The sequence below is a fragment of the Salarchaeum japonicum genome (assembly GCF_020614395.1).
Classification (GTDB): domain Archaea; phylum Halobacteriota; class Halobacteria; order Halobacteriales; family Halobacteriaceae; genus Salarchaeum; species Salarchaeum japonicum.
The window spans coordinates 1,733,789-1,748,455 of sequence record NZ_CP085324.1 but is presented as its reverse complement, the minus strand read 5'-3'; the positions used below and the strand labels follow the sequence as shown (position 1 = coordinate 1,748,455).

The window sequence follows — 14,667 nt, the reverse complement described above, 5'->3', positions numbered from 1 at the left end:
GATGGCGGGTGCACTCGACTACGCTGCGGCGATTCCCGCCCTGCCGCTCGCCGGATTCCTCGTCGCGCTTCTCGTCGGCCACTACGCGCCGCGCGTCCTCCCCAGGGACGGCGCGATTCCCGGAATCCTCGCGACCGCAGGGTCGCTGCTGCTGTCCGTGTGGGTCTTCTTCACGGTCAGCGGCGGCGAAACGCTGAACGAAGAACTCTACACGTGGGTCGCCGGCGACGGCACCTTCAGCCTCCACTTCGGCCTGCTCGTCGACCCGCTGTCGGCGATGATGGCCGTCCTGGTGTCGGTCGTCGCGCTCGCGGTTCACGTGTTCAGCCTCGGCTACATGAACGCCGAGAACGAACCCGGCCGGCCGCGCTACTACGCCGGCCTCGGCTTGTTCACCGCGAGCATGCTCGCGTTCACGCTCGCCGACAACCTCCTGATGAGCTTCGTCTTCTTCGAACTCGTCGGCTTCTGCTCGTGGTGGCTCATCGGCCACTGGTACAGTCGGCCCGGCCCCGCGAGCGCCGCGAAGAAGGCGTTCCTCGTCACGCGCTTCGGGGACTACTTCCTCCTCCTCGGTCTCGTGGGCATCCTCGGGACGTTCGGCACCGCGACGTTCACCGAACTCCCCGAACTCGTCGCCACGGGACTGGAGGGCGGCGCGACGACGTACTTCGGGCTGAGCGCGCAGAACTGGTTCGCCGTCCTCGGACTCCTCGTCCTCGGCGGCGTCATCGGGAAGTCCGCGCAGTTCCCCCTGCACACGTGGCTCCCGGACGCGATGGAAGGCCCGACCCCCGTGTCGGCGCTCATCCACGCCGCGACGATGGTCGCGGCCGGCGTCTACCTCGTCGCGCGGATGTACGGCGTGTACGCGCAACTCCCGACCGTGCTCGCGATTATCGCGCTCGTCGGCGGGTTTACCGCGCTGTTCGCCGCGACGATGGCGCTCGTGAAGCGCGAAATCAAGCAGGTGCTCGCGTACTCCACCATCAGCCAATATGGGTATATGATGCTCGGCCTCGGCGCGGGCGGGTACGTCGCGGGCGTCTTCCACCTGCTCACGCACGCCGTCTTCAAGTCCCTCCTCTTCCTCGGCGCGGGCGTCGTCATCGTGGCGATGCACCACGACGAGGACATGTGGAACATGGGCGGCCTGAAGGACAAACTCCCGGTGACCTACTGGGCGTTCCTCGCCGGGTCGCTCGCGCTCGCCGGCATCGTGCCCTTCGCGGGCTTCTGGTCGAAGGACGCCGTCCTCCACGAGGCGCTCGTGTTCGGCCTCGGCGGCAACACCGCCGTGCTCGTCGCCGCCGTCCTCGGCCTTATTGCGGTGTTCTTCACCGGGTTCTACACGATTCGGATGGTGCTTCTCACCTTCCACGGCGAACCCCGGACGAGCGAGGCCGAGTCCGCGCACGACGTGGGGTGGAGCATGAAACTCCCCGTCGCCGTGCTCGGCGTCGGCGCGACCGTCGTCGGGTTCGTCAACCCCGGCCTGATTCACGAACTCACCGGCGCGAGCGTGACGTTCCTCGACTCGTGGCTCCAGGGCCCCATCGAGGCGACCGCCGCGCACCACTACCACGACCTCGTCGTCGCGAACGCCGCGTTTACCGCGACCGAGGTCAGTAGCGTGCTGACCGCGGGCGTCTCCCTCGCGCTCGCGCTCGCCGGCGTCCTGCTCGCGTGGGTGCTCTACCGCGGCCCCGAACCCAGCGAGCACACGGAGACACTCGGTTCCGTGAAGACCCTGCTCTACAACAACTACTACCAGGACGAGTTCCAGGACTGGCTCGCGACCGGCGTCGCGCTCCCCGTCTCCCGGGGCACGAGCAAGTTCGACCAGGGCATCGTGGACGGCGTCGTCGACGGCGCATCGAGCGTCACCCTCTTCAGCGGCGCGCAGACCCGTCGCCTGCAGACCGGACGGGTGTCGAACTACATCACGTTCCTCACGCTCGGCCTCGTCGTCATCCTCGCCGTGGTCGGGTTCCTCGGGGGGTGGTTCTAGATGTTGATAGAAGCCTTACTCGCAGTCACGTTCCTGAGCGCCGTCGCCGTGCTCGCCGCGCCCGAGAAGTGGGCGGCGAAGCTCGCGGCCGCGCTCAGCCTCCTGCCCCTCGCGGGCAGCCTCCTGTTGTACAGTCGCTACGACGGCGCGGGCAACGCCCTCCTCCAGAGCGGCACGCCCGCCTTCGAGACCACGCGGCAGTGGATATCCTTCGGCGAGTACGCGCTCCAGTGGCACGTCGGATTGGACGGCGTGAGCCTTCCGCTCGTCGCGCTCACGGCCGTGATGACGACGCTCGCCGTCGTGACCGCGTGGAACTACATCGACGACCGGCGCTCCGAGTTCTACGCGCTCCTCCTGTTCACGGAAGCCAGCCTGTTCGGCGTGTTCGCCGCGCTCGACTTCTTCGTCTGGTTCGTGTTCTGGGAGTTCGTGCTCGTCCCGCTCTACCTCCTCGTCGCGGTCTGGGGCGGCCCCCGGCGGTCGTACGCCGCAATCAAGTTCTTCGTGTACACGAACGTCGCGAGCCTCGTCTTGTTCGTCGGGTTCATGCTCGTCGTGTTCGCGTCGCCCGTCGAGTCCTTCGACCTCGCGGCCGTCGCGGCCGCCGTGCGCGGCGACGAACTCACGACGTTCTACGGGCTCGCGCCCGACACCGTCACGACCATCGCGTTCTTCGCGCTGTTCTTCGGGTTCGCCGTGAAGACGGCGCTCGTCCCGTTCCACACGTGGCTCCCGGACGCGTACACGGAAGCCCCCACGCCGGTGACGCTCGTGCTCGCGGGCGTCGTGACGAAGATGGGGACGTACTCCCTGCTTCGGTTCAACGTCACGATGTTCCCCGAGACCACGCGCGAGTTCGCGCCGCTCCTCGGCGCGCTCGCCGTCGTCACCGTCCTCTACGGGTCGTTCGTCGCGGTGAGCCAGCAAGACCTCAAGCGCATCGTCGCGTACACGTCGATTCCCTCGATGGGCTTCGTGCTCCTCGGCCTCGTCACGTACACGACGTACGGCCTCTCGGGCGCGACGTTCCAGATGGTGAGCCACGGCGTCCTCATCGGCCTGCTGTTCCTCGCGGTCGGCGCGATCGAGCGCTCCACCGACACCCGGATGGTCGATAAGCTCTCCGGCGTCGCGTCGGAGATGCCCGTCACCGCCAGCCTGTTCGTCGCGGGCGCGTTCGGCTACATGGGACTCCCGCTGATGAGCGGGTTCGCCGCGGAGTTCTTCATCTTCACCGGCTCCTTCCAGGCCGCGTACGCGAACGCCGCGCTCATCACGGCCGTCGCGATGTTCGGCATCGTCGTCATCGCCGGCTACCTGCTGTGGACGATGCAGCGCGTCCTCTTCGGCCCGTACGCGGTCGACACGGACGCCGCGGTCGCCGACCCGGCGCGGAGCGCGCTCGCGCCCGGCGTCGCGCTCGTCCTCCTCGCCATCGGACTCGGCGTCGCCCCCGACGTCTTCATGGGTATGATTCAGGACTCCATCAACGCGATTCTCGGAGGTGGTGTATAGATGGTCGAACTCCCACCGCTCTCCCCGCAGTACGTCCTCGGTCTCGCGGCCCTGCTCGTGCTCGCCGTGGACACGCTCTCGCCCGGCGACCGCAAGGACGGCCTGCTCGCCGCCATCGCGGCCGCGGGCACGCTCACGGCGACCGGACTCGCCGTCTGGTTCGCGTGGGCCGGCACCGGGAGCGACGCCCTCACCGCGTTCGAGGGAGCGCTCGTCGTGGACGACCTCGCGCTGTTCTTCACGGTGCTCGTCGGATCGGTCGCGGCGCTCGTCGTGGTCGCGTCCTACGACTACGTCCGCGAGCACGCGCACGCCGCCGAGTACTACGCGCTCGTCCTGCTCGCAACGACCGGGATGAGCGCGCTCGCCGCCGCGAACAGCCTCGCGACCGTGTTCGTCGCGCTCGAACTCGTCAGCATCCCCTCCTACGTTCTCGTGGGGTTCCTGAAGTCGAACAAGGACAGCGTGGAGGCGAGCATGAAGTACTTCCTCGTCGGCGCGCTCTCCAGCGCGGTGATGCTGTACGGCCTCAGTCTCGTCTACGGCGCGACCGGGTCGCTCGCGCTCCCCGAGGTCGCGGCCGCCGCGTCCGAGCAGTCGCTCGGCGGCGTGTTCGGCGTCGGCGTGCTGATGGTGCTCGGCGGATTCCTGTTCAAGACCGCGAGCGTCCCCTTCCACTTCTGGGCACCTGAGGCCTACGAGGGCGCGCCCGCGCCCATCAGCGCGTTCCTCTCCAGCGCGTCGAAGGCCGCCGGGTTCGCCGCGGCGTTCCGCGTGTTCACGGTCGCGTTCCCGCTCGACGCGGTGGCGTCCACCGTGAACTGGGCGCTCGTCCTCGCCGTGCTCGCCGCGGTGACGATGACGCTCGGGAACTTCGCCGCCGCCCGCCAGGAAGCCGTCAAGCGCATGCTCGCCTACTCCAGCATCGGCCACGCCGGCTACGTCCTCATCGGACTCGCCGCGCTCGCCGGTGACGCCGACGGCCTCGTCCTCGGCGCGAGCATGATGCACCTGTTCGCGTACGGCTTCATGAACACGGGCGCGTTCCTGTTCGTCGCGCTCGCCGAACACTGGGGCGTCGGCGAGACGTTCGAGGACTACGAGGGCCTCGGTCGCCGCGCACCCGTCGCCTCCCTGGCGATGACCGTGTTCGTGTTCAGCCTCGCCGGCCTCCCCGTCGGCGCGGGCTTCCTCTCGAAGTACTTCCTGTTCGCGTCCGCCGTGGACGCCGGGTTCGTCTGGCTCGTCGCCATCGCGCTCGTGAACAGCGCGCTCTCCCTCTACTTCTACTCGCGCGTCGTGACTTCGCTCTGGGGCGAGTCCGAGCGCGACTTCGACATCCGCAGTCGGCCCGCCGGCCTCTACGCCGCCGTCGTCGCCGCGGGCGTCGTCACCGTCCTCCTCCTCGTCGCGTTCGACCCCGTCGCGGACACCGCCGTCTCCGCCGCGACCGCCCTTCTCGGGTAGTCGCCCGGTAGACGGTAGGTTTTAGGCCGGCGGCGGGATAGCCGGACGTGATGGTATTTCGGCTCGTCCTCGGGTGCGGGACGACAGGCCACGCCGTCGTGGACGAACTCGGCGGCGAGTCCGGCGACCTGCTCGTCCTGGACGCCGACGCGAGCCGCGTCGAATCCCTCCGAAACGAGAAGGTGCCCGCGGAGACCGCGGACATCACCGACCCCGCGAGCATCGACCGCGAGCGCGCGCCCGACGTGGTGTTCGTCGGCGCGGACGACCCGGAGACGAACCTCGCCGCCACCCGCGCGGTGACGGCCGCGCACCCCGACGCGTACGTCGTCGCGTTCACTGGCGTCGGCGCGACGCGCTCCACGCGGGACGCGCTCGCCGGGGTCGCCGACCGCGTGGTGGACGCCGGGGCCGCCGTCCTCGACGACGTGGCGGAGACCGCCGCGCGCGGCGACTCCGGGCGCGTGCACGACCTCCGCGGCACCCTGCAGGCCGTAGAGGGACGGCTCGCGGTGTTCATGCACGACAACCCCGACCCGGACGCCATCGCCGCCGCGGTCGCGCTCACCCGCATCGCGGACGGCGTCGGCACGCCCGCGGACGCCTGTTACTTCGGCGAAATCAGCCACCAGGAGAACCGGGCGTTCGTGAACCTCCTCGACCTCGACCTGGTGAACCTCGACCCGGACGCCAGCCTGGACGACTACGCGGGCGTCGCGCTCGTCGACCACTCGCGGCCGGGCGTGAACGACCAACTCCCTCCGGACACCGACGTGGACGTGGTCATCGACCACCACCCCTCCGAGGGCGACATCGACGCGGACTTCGTGGACGTGCGGCCCGAGGTCGGCGCGACGAGCACGATTCTCGTGGAGTACCTCAGCCAGCTCGGCGTCGACCTCGACACGTCCGTCGCGACCGGTCTCCTCTACGGGATTCGCGTGGACACGAAGGACTTCTCCCGGGAGATAACGACCGCGGACTTCGAGGCCGCCGCGGAACTCCTCGCGTACGCGGACGTGGACGTGCTGGAGCGCGTGGAGAGCCCGAACGTGAGCGCGGACACGTTCGACGTCATCGCGCGCGGCATCGGAAACCGCCAGCTGAACGGCTCCGTGTTGTCGTCGTGCGTCGGCGCTATCAACGACCGGGACACGCTCGCGCAGGCCGCCGACCGCCTGCTCGCGATGGAGGGCGTCACCGTCACGTTCGTCTACGGGTTCATGGACGGCACCGTGTACGCGTCCGCGCGCGCCCGCGGCGCGGACGTTGACCTCGGGAGCGCGCTCCGCGAGGCGTTCGACGACCTCGGGAGCGCGGGCGGACACGCGGACATGGCTGGCGCGCAGATACCGATGGGCGTCTTCGACGTGCTCGAAGGGGACGCCGCGGACGAACTCCAGGGCGTCCTCGAAGACGCCATCGCGAACCGCTTCTTCGACGCGGTACGGTAGCAGGGCTTTTCCTCCCCGGCGCGCTAGATTTCGTATGGACGAGGCGTTCGACGGCGGCCCCGGGAAACCGAAGGTCAGCGAGTACATGACGCGGGACGTGCAGACCGTCTCGCCCGACGACACCGTCGCCGAGGTCGCGGAACGCATCGCGACGAGCGACGGCCACAACGGCTTCCCCGTCACGGACGGCCGTCGCGTCGAGGGGTTCGTGAGCGCGCGCGACCTCCTGCGCGCGGACGAGGACGCCGCCATCTTCGCCGTGATGAGCGACGACCTCATCGTCGCTCACCCCGACATGGACGTGACGGACGCGGCGCGCGTCATCCTCCGCTCCGGCATCCAGAAACTCCCCGTCGTGGACGACGCCGGCCACCTCGTGGGCATCATCTCGAACGCGGACTTCATCCGCTCCCAGATAGAGCGCGCGACCCCGGAGAAGGTCGGGAAGCTGATGCGGACGCTCGAATCCATCCACGGCGTGGACGCCGGCGAGGAACGCCGCACCGTCCGCCTCAGCGAAATCGTCCCGACCCAGAACCGCGTGTACGCGGACGAACTCGAAGGCCGCCAGTACGAACTCGAACGCGGCCTCACCGAACCGCTCGTCGTCATCGACAACAAGGGCGACCTCCTGCTCGCGGACGGCCACCACCGCGTGAAAGCCGCCGAACAGGCCGGCATCGAGGAGATGGACGCGTACGTCATCGTGCTCGACCGCCGCGTCGATTTGGGGATGGCGAAGACCGCGGCGAAGGAGGGCCTGGAGTCCGTCGCGGACATCGAGGTCGTGGACTACGCCCGTCACCCGCTCGTCGAGAGCACCGAACGCCTCCAGTAACGCCCGGGTCTGGAAACCTTTACCACGCGACACGGGGAGGGTTCGTGCATGCAGCGAACGCAGGCGCGAGCGAACGCGGACGCGACCGCCGACACCGTCCTCCACGTAAACGGTCTCCGGAAGACGTACGGCGAGGGCGACGACGCCGTCACCGCGGTCGAGGACGTTTCCTTCGACGTGTCCCGGGGCGAAGTCGTGGGCGTGCTCGGGCCGAACGGCGCGGGGAAGACCACGACCATCAAGTCGATTCTCGGCCTCGTCGTCCCCACGTCGGGAACCGTGGAAATCGCGGGCGTGAACGCGCACGAGCGTCCGCGGGAGGTGTACCGGCACGTCGGCGCGATGCTGGAGGGCGCGCGGAACGTCTACTGGCGGCTCACCGTCCGCGAGAACCTCGATTACTTCGCGGCGCTCGGCGCGAACCCCGCGTCCCGCGAGCGCCAGAACCGCTTGCTCTCCCAGTTCGGCCTCCTGGAGAAGGCGGACGACCCCGTGAACGACCTCTCCCGGGGACAGAAGCAGAAGGTATCGCTCGCCGCGACGTTCGCCCGCGGCACGGACGTGGTGTTCCTCGACGAACCCACGCTGGGACTGGACGTGGAGGCGTCCCTCGAACTCCGCCGCGAACTCCGCCGGCTCGCCGAGGAAGAGGACATCACGGTCGTCCTGTCGAGCCACGACATGGACGTGGTGGAGGCGGTCTGCGACCGCGTCGTCATCCTCTCCGACGGGTCGGTCATCGCGGACGACCCGGTCGAGGAACTCGTCGGCGTGTTCGAGACGCAGGCCTACCGCGTCGAGGTCGAGGGCGCGGTGTCCGAGTCCGTGCGGGGAACGCTCGAAGCCCGGTTCGACGCCGCGGACTGGATGACTCGGGGCGAGCGCGTCGCGTTCGACGTGACGCTCACCGGCGACGCGTCGCTCTACGACGTCCTCGACGTGCTTCGCGACGCCGGCCTCGCGCTGTCCGACGTGGACAGCCACGACCCCGACCTCGAAGACGTCTTCCTCTCCGTCACGGAGGACGCGCGATGACGACGGACGTATCGCTCGCGGATTACGCCCGGTTCTTCCGGGCGTCCGCGCGCAAGACCGTCCTCCTGCTCGTGCGCTACCCCGTGAACACGCTCTCGCAGGTCGGGACGCTGATTCTCGTGTTCTTCGTCATCTTCTACGGCGGCCGCGCGGTCGCGCCCGCCGCCATCGACGACTCGCTCTCCGGCATCATCGTCGGCTACCTCCTCTGGAGCATGGCCATCGCCGCGTACAGCGGGCTCTCCTGGGCCGTGACGAGGGAGGCCCAGTGGGGAACGCTCGAACAGCTGTTCATGTCCCCGCTCGGGTTCGGGCGCGTGATGGCGACGAAGACGGTCGTGAACGTCCTCGAAGCCTTCCTCTGGGGCGCGGTCACGCTCGCCGTGATGCTCGCCGTGACGGGGCGGTCGCTCGCGCTCGACCCCCTTACTGTTCTGCCGCTCGGCGCGCTCGCCGTCGCGCCAGCAGTCGGCATCGGGTTCGTGTTCGGCGGGCTCGCCATCCGGTTCAAGCGCGTGGAGAACGCCTTCCAGCTCCTCCAGTTCGTCTTCATCGCGCTCATCGCCGCGCCCGTCGGGGACTACCCGCTCCTCAAGTGGCTGCCGCTCGCGCAGGGCAGTCACCTCCTCCAGCGCGCGATGGCGGACGGCGTCCCCCTCACCGGGATGTCCGCGGGCGAACTCGGCGTGCTCGTCGCGACGGCGGTCGGCTACCTCGCGGTCGGGTACGCCGCCTTCCACTACTGTCAGCGCTGGGCGCGCCGCGCCGGCGTGATGGGGCACTACTGAGGCCGGTACGCGGAACCTTAATGACGACTCCGGCAAATTTTGTGGTATGTTCGACGAGGAGGAGTTATCGGAGATTCGGGCGGCGCGCGCGGAGTGGGATGACGACACGCTCGACCCGGTGCTGGAGGCGTACGGCGAGCGCAAAGACCGCTTCGCCACCGTCTCGAACCTCGAAGTCGACCGGCTCTACGACCCCACGGACGTGGACGACCTCGACTACGCGGACGACCTCGGCTATCCGGGCGAGTACCCCTACACCAGGGGCGTCTACCCGACCGGCTACCGCGGGCGGACGTGGACGATGCGGCAGTTCGCGGGCTTCGGCACCGCAGAGGAGACGAACGAGCGCTTCCATTACCTCATCGAGAACGGCCAGACCGGCCTCTCCACGGCGTTCGACATGCCCTCCCTGATGGGCCTCGACTCCGACGACCCGATGAGCCTCGGGGAGGTCGGGAAGGAGGGCGTCGCCGTGGACACCCTCCGCGACATGGAGATACTGTTCGACGGCATCGACCTCAGCGAGGTCTCGACGAGTTTCACCATCAACCCGAGCGCGCCCGTCGTGTACGCGATGTACGTCGCGCTCGCCGACCAGCAGGGAATCGACCGGAGCGAACTCCGCGGGACGCTCCAGAACGACATGCTCAAGGAGTTCATCGCGCAGAAGGAGTGGGTGATACCGCCGGAGCCGAGCCTCGACCTCGTCACGGACACCGTCGAGTTCTGCACGCGGGAGACGCCGAAGTTCCACCCCATCTCCATCTCCGGCTACCACATCCGCGAAGCCGGGAGCACGGCCGCCCAGGAGTTGGCGTTCACGCTCGCGGACGGGTTCGCGTACGTCGAGGACGCCATCGAGCGCGGCCTCGACGTGGACGCGTTCGCGCCGACGCTGAGTTTCTTCTTCAACAGCCACAACTCGCTGTTCGAGGAGGTGGCGAAGTTCCGCGCCGGCCGCCGCATCTACGCCCGCACGATGCGCGAGGAGTACGGCGCGACGGACGAGGCCTCCCAGAAGCTCAAGTTCCACACGCAGACCGCTGGACAGAGCCTCACCGCCCAACAGCCGCTGAACAACGTGATTCGCGTGACGATCCAGGCGATGGCCGCCGTGCTCGGCGGCACGCAGAGCCTGCACACGAACTCCTACGACGAGGCGCTCGCGCTCCCCTCGGAGGACGCGGTGCGGGTCGCGTTACGCACCCAGCAGATTCTCGCGGAGGAGTCGGGCGCGGCGGACATCGTCGACCCGCTCGGCGGGAGTTTCGCCGTCGAAGCCCTCACGGACGAGATGGAGGAGACCGTCCTCGAATACCTCGCGGAAATCGAGGAGATGGGCGACGGGTCGATTCGGGACGGCGTGCTCCGCGGTATCGAGGAGGGCTACTTCCACCGGGAGATTCAGGAGTCCGCGTACGAGTACCAGGAGCGCGTGGACGCGGGCGAGGAAGTCGTCGTCGGCGTGAACGAGTATTCGAGCGACGACGACGAGGAACTCGACCTCCTGCACGTGGACGAACAGGCCGCCCGGGAACGACAGCTCTCGCGGCTCGACTCCGTGAAGGACGAACGCGACGACGACGCGGTCGCGAACGCCCTGGACGCGCTCGCGGACGCCGTGCAGTCCGACGAGAACACGATGCCGTACGTCGTGGACGCCGTGAAGGCGTACGCGACGATGGGCGAAATCATGGACGTGTTCGAGGCCGAACACGGCTCCTACCAGGAGACGGTCGGCGTCGCCTAAAGGTACGCAGAATCCCAGCGGCTCGGCTTCCGACTGTTCTCGCAGTCCCCGCACTCCACGCGCTCCATCGAGTCCATCACGGTGTCGAAGCTCCCGCAGTTCGAACAGTAGTAGCCGTACCTGTTCTCGCGCTCCCGGTCGGTGTACGCGACGTAGAACGGGGCGGCGCTCCCGCGCTCGCGTTCGTCGAGCGCGACGTACACGGTGTCGCCGTCGAGGTCGTGTGCTTCGAGGAAGTCCCCGGGGCCGTCGGCGTCCCGGCGCTTCCCGTACGCGTGCTCGTCGAACGACTCCCCGCCGACCTCGACCGTGTGCGTGCCGATGCGCTCGTAGCCGTGCGACCGGTAGAACTCGTTGCCCGCGTCGTTCGCGGCGAGCACGACGCCCTCGACGCGGTTCGCGCCGCGTTCGAGCGCGCGTTCCTCCGCGCGTTCGAGCAACGCCACGCCGACGCCCTCGCCGCGACGGTCGGGGTGGACGTGGAGCCACTGGATTTCGGCGGCGGACTCGTTCGGCTCGTCCAGTTCGACCTCCGCGAACCCGACGACCTCGCCGTCCACCGCCGCGACGACGTAGAACACGCTCTCAGCGTCGATGCGGTCTGCGAGCCTGGCCGGGTCGTACCACTCGTCCAGCAAGCCCGCGATGGCGTCATCTCCGAGCGCGTCGGCGTAGGACGCGTCGAGGGACGCCCGCGCGACTGTTCGAATCCCGTCCGCGTCGGCCTCGGCCGCAGCACGAACATCCATGCGGGTCGATAGCACGCCCAGGTACATAATCCGGACGGCGGACACGACTTTCACGCGCCCGCCCGAACGCCCCCGTATGGACGCGCTCTGCTTCGACATGTACGGCACGCTCTGCGACACGTCCAGCGTCACGGCCGCGCTCCGCCGCGAACTCGACGCGAGCGCCGCGCACGCGGCGAACATCGACGCGACGTGGCGACGCCGACAGCTCGAATACGCCCAGCAACGCTCCCAGATGAACGACTACGCGACCTTTCACGCGGTCACCGGGGACGCCCTGGACTACGCGCTCGCCCGCCACAACGAAACCCCGAGCGCGGCGACCCGCGACCGCATCCTCGACGCCTACGACGCCCTCGACCCGTTCCCCGACGCGCTCGGCGCGCTCGACGCCCTCCGAGACGAGTTCGAACTCGCCGTCCTCTCCAACGGCAACCCCGAGATGCTCGACACGCTCGCCGCCACCACCGGCATCGACGAACGCGTCTCCCACATTCTGAGCGCGGACGCCGTCTCCACCTTCAAACCCACGCCCGCGGTGTACGAACACGCCGCGAACGAACTCGACAGACCCATCGAGGACTGCTGGCTCGTCTCCTCGAACGCCTGGGACGTCGCCGGCGCGTCGAACGCCGGCATGAACGCCGCGTGGGTGAACCGGGAGAACGACCCCGAAGAACGAGTCGGCGGGCGCGCGACCGTCGAAGTCGAATCGCTCGCCGCGCTCCCCGACGCGCTCTAATCCGCGTACCGGGAGACGACCGCCACCAGACCGAACGCCACCGTCAACCCCGCGCCCACGAGCACCATCCCGATGACGGCGAGGTTCACGGGGGACATCGGCAACATCAACGGCCCCACGCCGACAGACGTGACACCGAGTTCCTCCAACCGAGGCTGAATCGCGATACCGACGAGGTAGCCGAACACGCCGATGACCGCGATAGTCACGACGTACATCACCTGAATCACCCGCCGACCGGACGTTTCTTCGCGCACACCACGACCTTCAGGGCGGAGTGAGTAGGCTTTTGCGCTCTCGCCCCGCAGAACCGGTATGGACGAGACGGACATCCTCTTCGTCACGCTCGTCGGCGTCGCACTCCTCATGTTCGTCACGGGCTTCGTACTCGTACTGAACTGAGAAAAAACTGAACCGGAATTCAGTCGGCGGACTGCGCCGCGTCCGCCTCCGCGTCTTCTTCGCCGCCGTCAGCGAGTTTCGTCTGGAGTTTCTGCTCGAACCACGCCCACTCGGGCGTGAACTGGCCCGTCTCCTTCAGGTTCCACGGGTCGCCGTCCTCCACGCGCTTCCCGCTGCGGAAGGACTGCACCATGTTCCACAGCCAGATGACCTGGCCGACGGCCATGATGACCGCGCCGAGCGTCGCGATGCCGTGTCCGCTGACGAAGAGGCTCTGGAGCGCCTCTTGGTTGCCCGCGACGATGGAGAGGTCGAACGTCGCGTACCGGCGCGGCATTCCGCCGTACCCGAGGATGAGCATGGCGATGAACGTGATGTTCCCGCCGATGATGGAGAGCCAGAAGTGCCACTGCGCGAGCTTCTTGTTGTACAGCCGGCCCGTCAGGAGCGGGAAGTAGTAGTAGGCCGCGGCGAACAGCGCGAACCCGATCATCCCGAACACGATGAAGTGGAAGTGGCCGACCACGTAGTAGGTGTCGTGCATCAGGAGGTCGAACGGGATGGCGGCGAGGAACACGCCGGTCACGCCGCCGATGATGAAGTTCTGGAGCGCGCCGATACAGAACATCATCGGCGCGGTCAGCCGGAGCTTCCCGTTCCACATCGTCGTAATCCAGTTGAACGTCTTCACCGCGCTCGGTATCGCGATAGCCAACGAGACGGCCATGAAGCTCGCGCGGAGCCGCGGATCCATCCCCGTCGTGAACATGTGGTGGGCCCACACGCCGAAGGAGAGGACGCCGATGGCGAGCGTCGAGTAGACGACGAACTTGAACCCGAACAGCTTCCGACCCGAGAACTTCGGAATGAGGAGGCTGAGCACGCCCATCGGCGGCAGCACGAGGATGTACACCTCTGGGTGGCCGAAGAACCAGAAGAGGTTCTGCCACAGTATCGTTCCGCCGCCCTCGACCGTGAAGAAGGTCGTGCCGAAGTTCCGGTCGAGCAGGAGCATGATGATCGCCGCGCCGAGGAGCGGGAACGCGAACAGGATGATGCCGCCCTGCGTGAGAATCGTCCAACTGAAGATGTCGAGGTCTTTCCACGCGACGTCCCGCTCGGCGACGATTGTCGCGATGAAGTTAATCGCGCCCATCGTCGTCGAGATACCGGAGAGGTGGAGACCGAGCAACATCAGGTCGACGCCGGGGTTCGGCATGTAGAGCGACCCTTCGGCCGCCGCCTTCCCCGTGATCGGCGGGTACATCGTCCAGCTCGTCGGAGCCGGGATGACGTCGATGCCGATGGGCTTCAGGAAGTAGCCCGCCCAGATGAGGAAGGTCGCGAAGGGCAGAATCCAGAACGCGATGGCGTTCACGCGCGGGAACGCCATGTCGTCCGCGTCAACGAGAAGGGGGATGACGTAGTTCCCGAACGCGAAAATCATCGGGGCCGCGAACAGGAACAGCATCGTGAGCCCGTGCGAGGTCAGGAGGCCGTTGTAGAGCGTCGCCCCCCCGATACCGCCGAGCAGTCCGCCGACGGTGTTCAGGAAGTCCATCTCGGGCGTGATGAGTTCGAACCGCATCAGCATCACCGTCACACCACCCCAGAGCAGGGTGATGATGCTGTACGTGAGGTAGAGAATACCGATGTCCTTGTGGTCGACCGTCGTCAGCCACCGGGTGATGCCGCCCGGTTTCTCCGCGTGACCGTGTGCGGTTCCCTCGCCGTGCGCGCCGCCGCCGACGGGGGAGTAGGAGCGCCAATCCTCGAGACGCGTGAGCCAGCCGGCCACGGCCACGAGGAGCACCCCCATCAACACGGTGAGCACCAGTTGCGGGGTGAGTTCCATGCTCGAAACTGCGAACCGGAGCGTAAAGAAAGGTTAGGTTCCGCCCGCGTGCGACGAC

12 protein-coding genes are annotated in these 14,667 nt (G+C 67.9%); 9 read left to right on the top strand and 3 right to left on the bottom strand.

Annotation, left to right across the window (positions count from 1 at the left end; all coding sequences use genetic code 11):
* Position 1 precedes the first annotated feature (1 nt).
* Genes nuoL through LI334_RS09750 form a run of 8 tightly spaced genes read left to right on the top strand, consistent with a single transcriptional unit; the run spans position 2 to position 10,861 of the window.
* The gene (gene nuoL / locus LI334_RS09785; protein WP_227260587.1) at positions 2-2,011 is read left to right on the top strand and encodes an NADH-quinone oxidoreductase subunit L; all 2,010 of its coding nucleotides are present in this window, start codon (positions 2-4) and stop codon (positions 2,009-2,011) included.
* Positions 2,012-3,529, top strand: a complete 1,518-nt coding sequence (locus LI334_RS09780; protein ID WP_227260585.1) for a complex I subunit 4 family protein — start codon at positions 2,012-2,014, stop codon at positions 3,527-3,529. It abuts the gene before it with no gap.
* A complete protein-coding gene (locus LI334_RS09775; RefSeq protein ID WP_227260583.1) occupies positions 3,530-4,996 on the top strand; it encodes an NADH-quinone oxidoreductase subunit N in 1,467 nt (488 codons plus the stop codon).
* Between the two features lie 50 nt (positions 4,997-5,046).
* Entirely contained in the window at positions 5,047-6,450 is a 1,404-nt protein-coding gene (locus LI334_RS09770; protein ID WP_227260581.1) for a DHH family phosphoesterase, read from the top strand.
* Positions 6,451-6,484: 34 nt separating this feature from the next.
* Positions 6,485-7,288 carry a CBS pair associated ParBc domain-containing protein gene (locus tag LI334_RS09765; RefSeq protein ID WP_227260579.1) on the top strand — a complete coding sequence of 268 codons (804 nt, stop codon included), beginning with the start codon at positions 6,485-6,487 and terminating at the stop codon, positions 7,286-7,288.
* A 48-nt stretch (positions 7,289-7,336) separates the two neighbouring features.
* Positions 7,337-8,323, top strand: coding sequence for an ABC transporter ATP-binding protein (locus tag LI334_RS09760; protein ID WP_227260577.1), 987 nt, complete (start codon positions 7,337-7,339; stop codon positions 8,321-8,323).
* Positions 8,320-9,111, top strand: coding sequence for an ABC transporter permease (locus tag LI334_RS09755; RefSeq protein WP_227260575.1), 792 nt, complete (start codon positions 8,320-8,322; stop codon positions 9,109-9,111). Before LI334_RS09760 ends, LI334_RS09755 begins: the two co-directional genes overlap by 4 nt.
* A gap of 46 nt (positions 9,112-9,157) precedes the next feature.
* Positions 9,158-10,861, top strand: a complete 1,704-nt coding sequence (locus tag LI334_RS09750; RefSeq protein WP_227260573.1) for an acyl-CoA mutase large subunit family protein — start codon at positions 9,158-9,160, stop codon at positions 10,859-10,861.
* On the opposite strand, the gene LI334_RS09745 is transcribed toward LI334_RS09750, so the two are convergent.
* Positions 10,858-11,610, bottom strand: coding sequence for a GNAT family N-acetyltransferase (locus LI334_RS09745; protein WP_227260571.1), 753 nt, complete (start codon positions 11,608-11,610; stop codon positions 10,858-10,860). The genes LI334_RS09750 and LI334_RS09745 overlap by 4 nt on opposite strands.
* Positions 11,611-11,686: 76 nt before the next feature.
* Here LI334_RS09745 and LI334_RS09740 point away from each other — a divergent pair, with 76 nt between their 5' ends.
* The gene (locus LI334_RS09740; protein ID WP_227260569.1) at positions 11,687-12,352 is read left to right on the top strand and encodes a haloacid dehalogenase type II; all 666 of its coding nucleotides are present in this window, start codon (positions 11,687-11,689) and stop codon (positions 12,350-12,352) included.
* Here the strand turns inward: LI334_RS09740 and LI334_RS09735 are convergent.
* Both LI334_RS09735 and LI334_RS09730 read right to left on the bottom strand, forming a co-directional pair.
* Positions 12,349-12,609, bottom strand: a complete 261-nt coding sequence (locus LI334_RS09735) for a DUF7520 family protein (protein ID WP_227260568.1) — start codon at positions 12,607-12,609, stop codon at positions 12,349-12,351. The genes LI334_RS09740 and LI334_RS09735 overlap by 4 nt on opposite strands.
* A 164-nt stretch (positions 12,610-12,773) precedes the next feature.
* Positions 12,774-14,609 (bottom strand): cbb3-type cytochrome c oxidase subunit I, encoded by a 1,836-nt coding sequence (locus LI334_RS09730; protein WP_227260566.1) that lies wholly within the window; start codon positions 14,607-14,609, stop codon positions 12,774-12,776.
* Between the last annotated feature and the right edge of the window lie 58 nt (positions 14,610-14,667).

Excerpts from the sequence above, each read along its gene's own strand:
- nuoL (WP_227260587.1), top strand. The coding sequence starts at position 2 with ATGGCGGGTGCACTCGACTACGCTGCGGCGATTCCCGCCCTGCCGCTC.
- LI334_RS09780 (WP_227260585.1), top strand. The coding sequence starts at position 2,012 with ATGTTGATAGAAGCCTTACTCGCAGTCACGTTCCTGAGCGCCGTCGCC.
- LI334_RS09775 (WP_227260583.1), top strand. The coding sequence starts at position 3,530 with ATGGTCGAACTCCCACCGCTCTCCCCGCAGTACGTCCTCGGTCTCGCG.
- LI334_RS09770 (WP_227260581.1), top strand. The coding sequence starts at position 5,047 with ATGGTATTTCGGCTCGTCCTCGGGTGCGGGACGACAGGCCACGCCGTC.
- LI334_RS09765 (WP_227260579.1), top strand. The coding sequence starts at position 6,485 with ATGGACGAGGCGTTCGACGGCGGCCCCGGGAAACCGAAGGTCAGCGAG.
- LI334_RS09760 (WP_227260577.1), top strand. The coding sequence starts at position 7,337 with ATGCAGCGAACGCAGGCGCGAGCGAACGCGGACGCGACCGCCGACACC.
- LI334_RS09755 (WP_227260575.1), top strand. The coding sequence starts at position 8,320 with ATGACGACGGACGTATCGCTCGCGGATTACGCCCGGTTCTTCCGGGCG.
- LI334_RS09750 (WP_227260573.1), top strand. The coding sequence starts at position 9,158 with ATGTTCGACGAGGAGGAGTTATCGGAGATTCGGGCGGCGCGCGCGGAG.
- LI334_RS09745 (WP_227260571.1), bottom strand. The coding sequence starts at position 11,610 with ATGGATGTTCGTGCTGCGGCCGAGGCCGACGCGGACGGGATTCGAACA.
- LI334_RS09740 (WP_227260569.1), top strand. The coding sequence starts at position 11,687 with ATGGACGCGCTCTGCTTCGACATGTACGGCACGCTCTGCGACACGTCC.
- LI334_RS09730 (WP_227260566.1), bottom strand. The coding sequence starts at position 14,609 with ATGGAACTCACCCCGCAACTGGTGCTCACCGTGTTGATGGGGGTGCTC.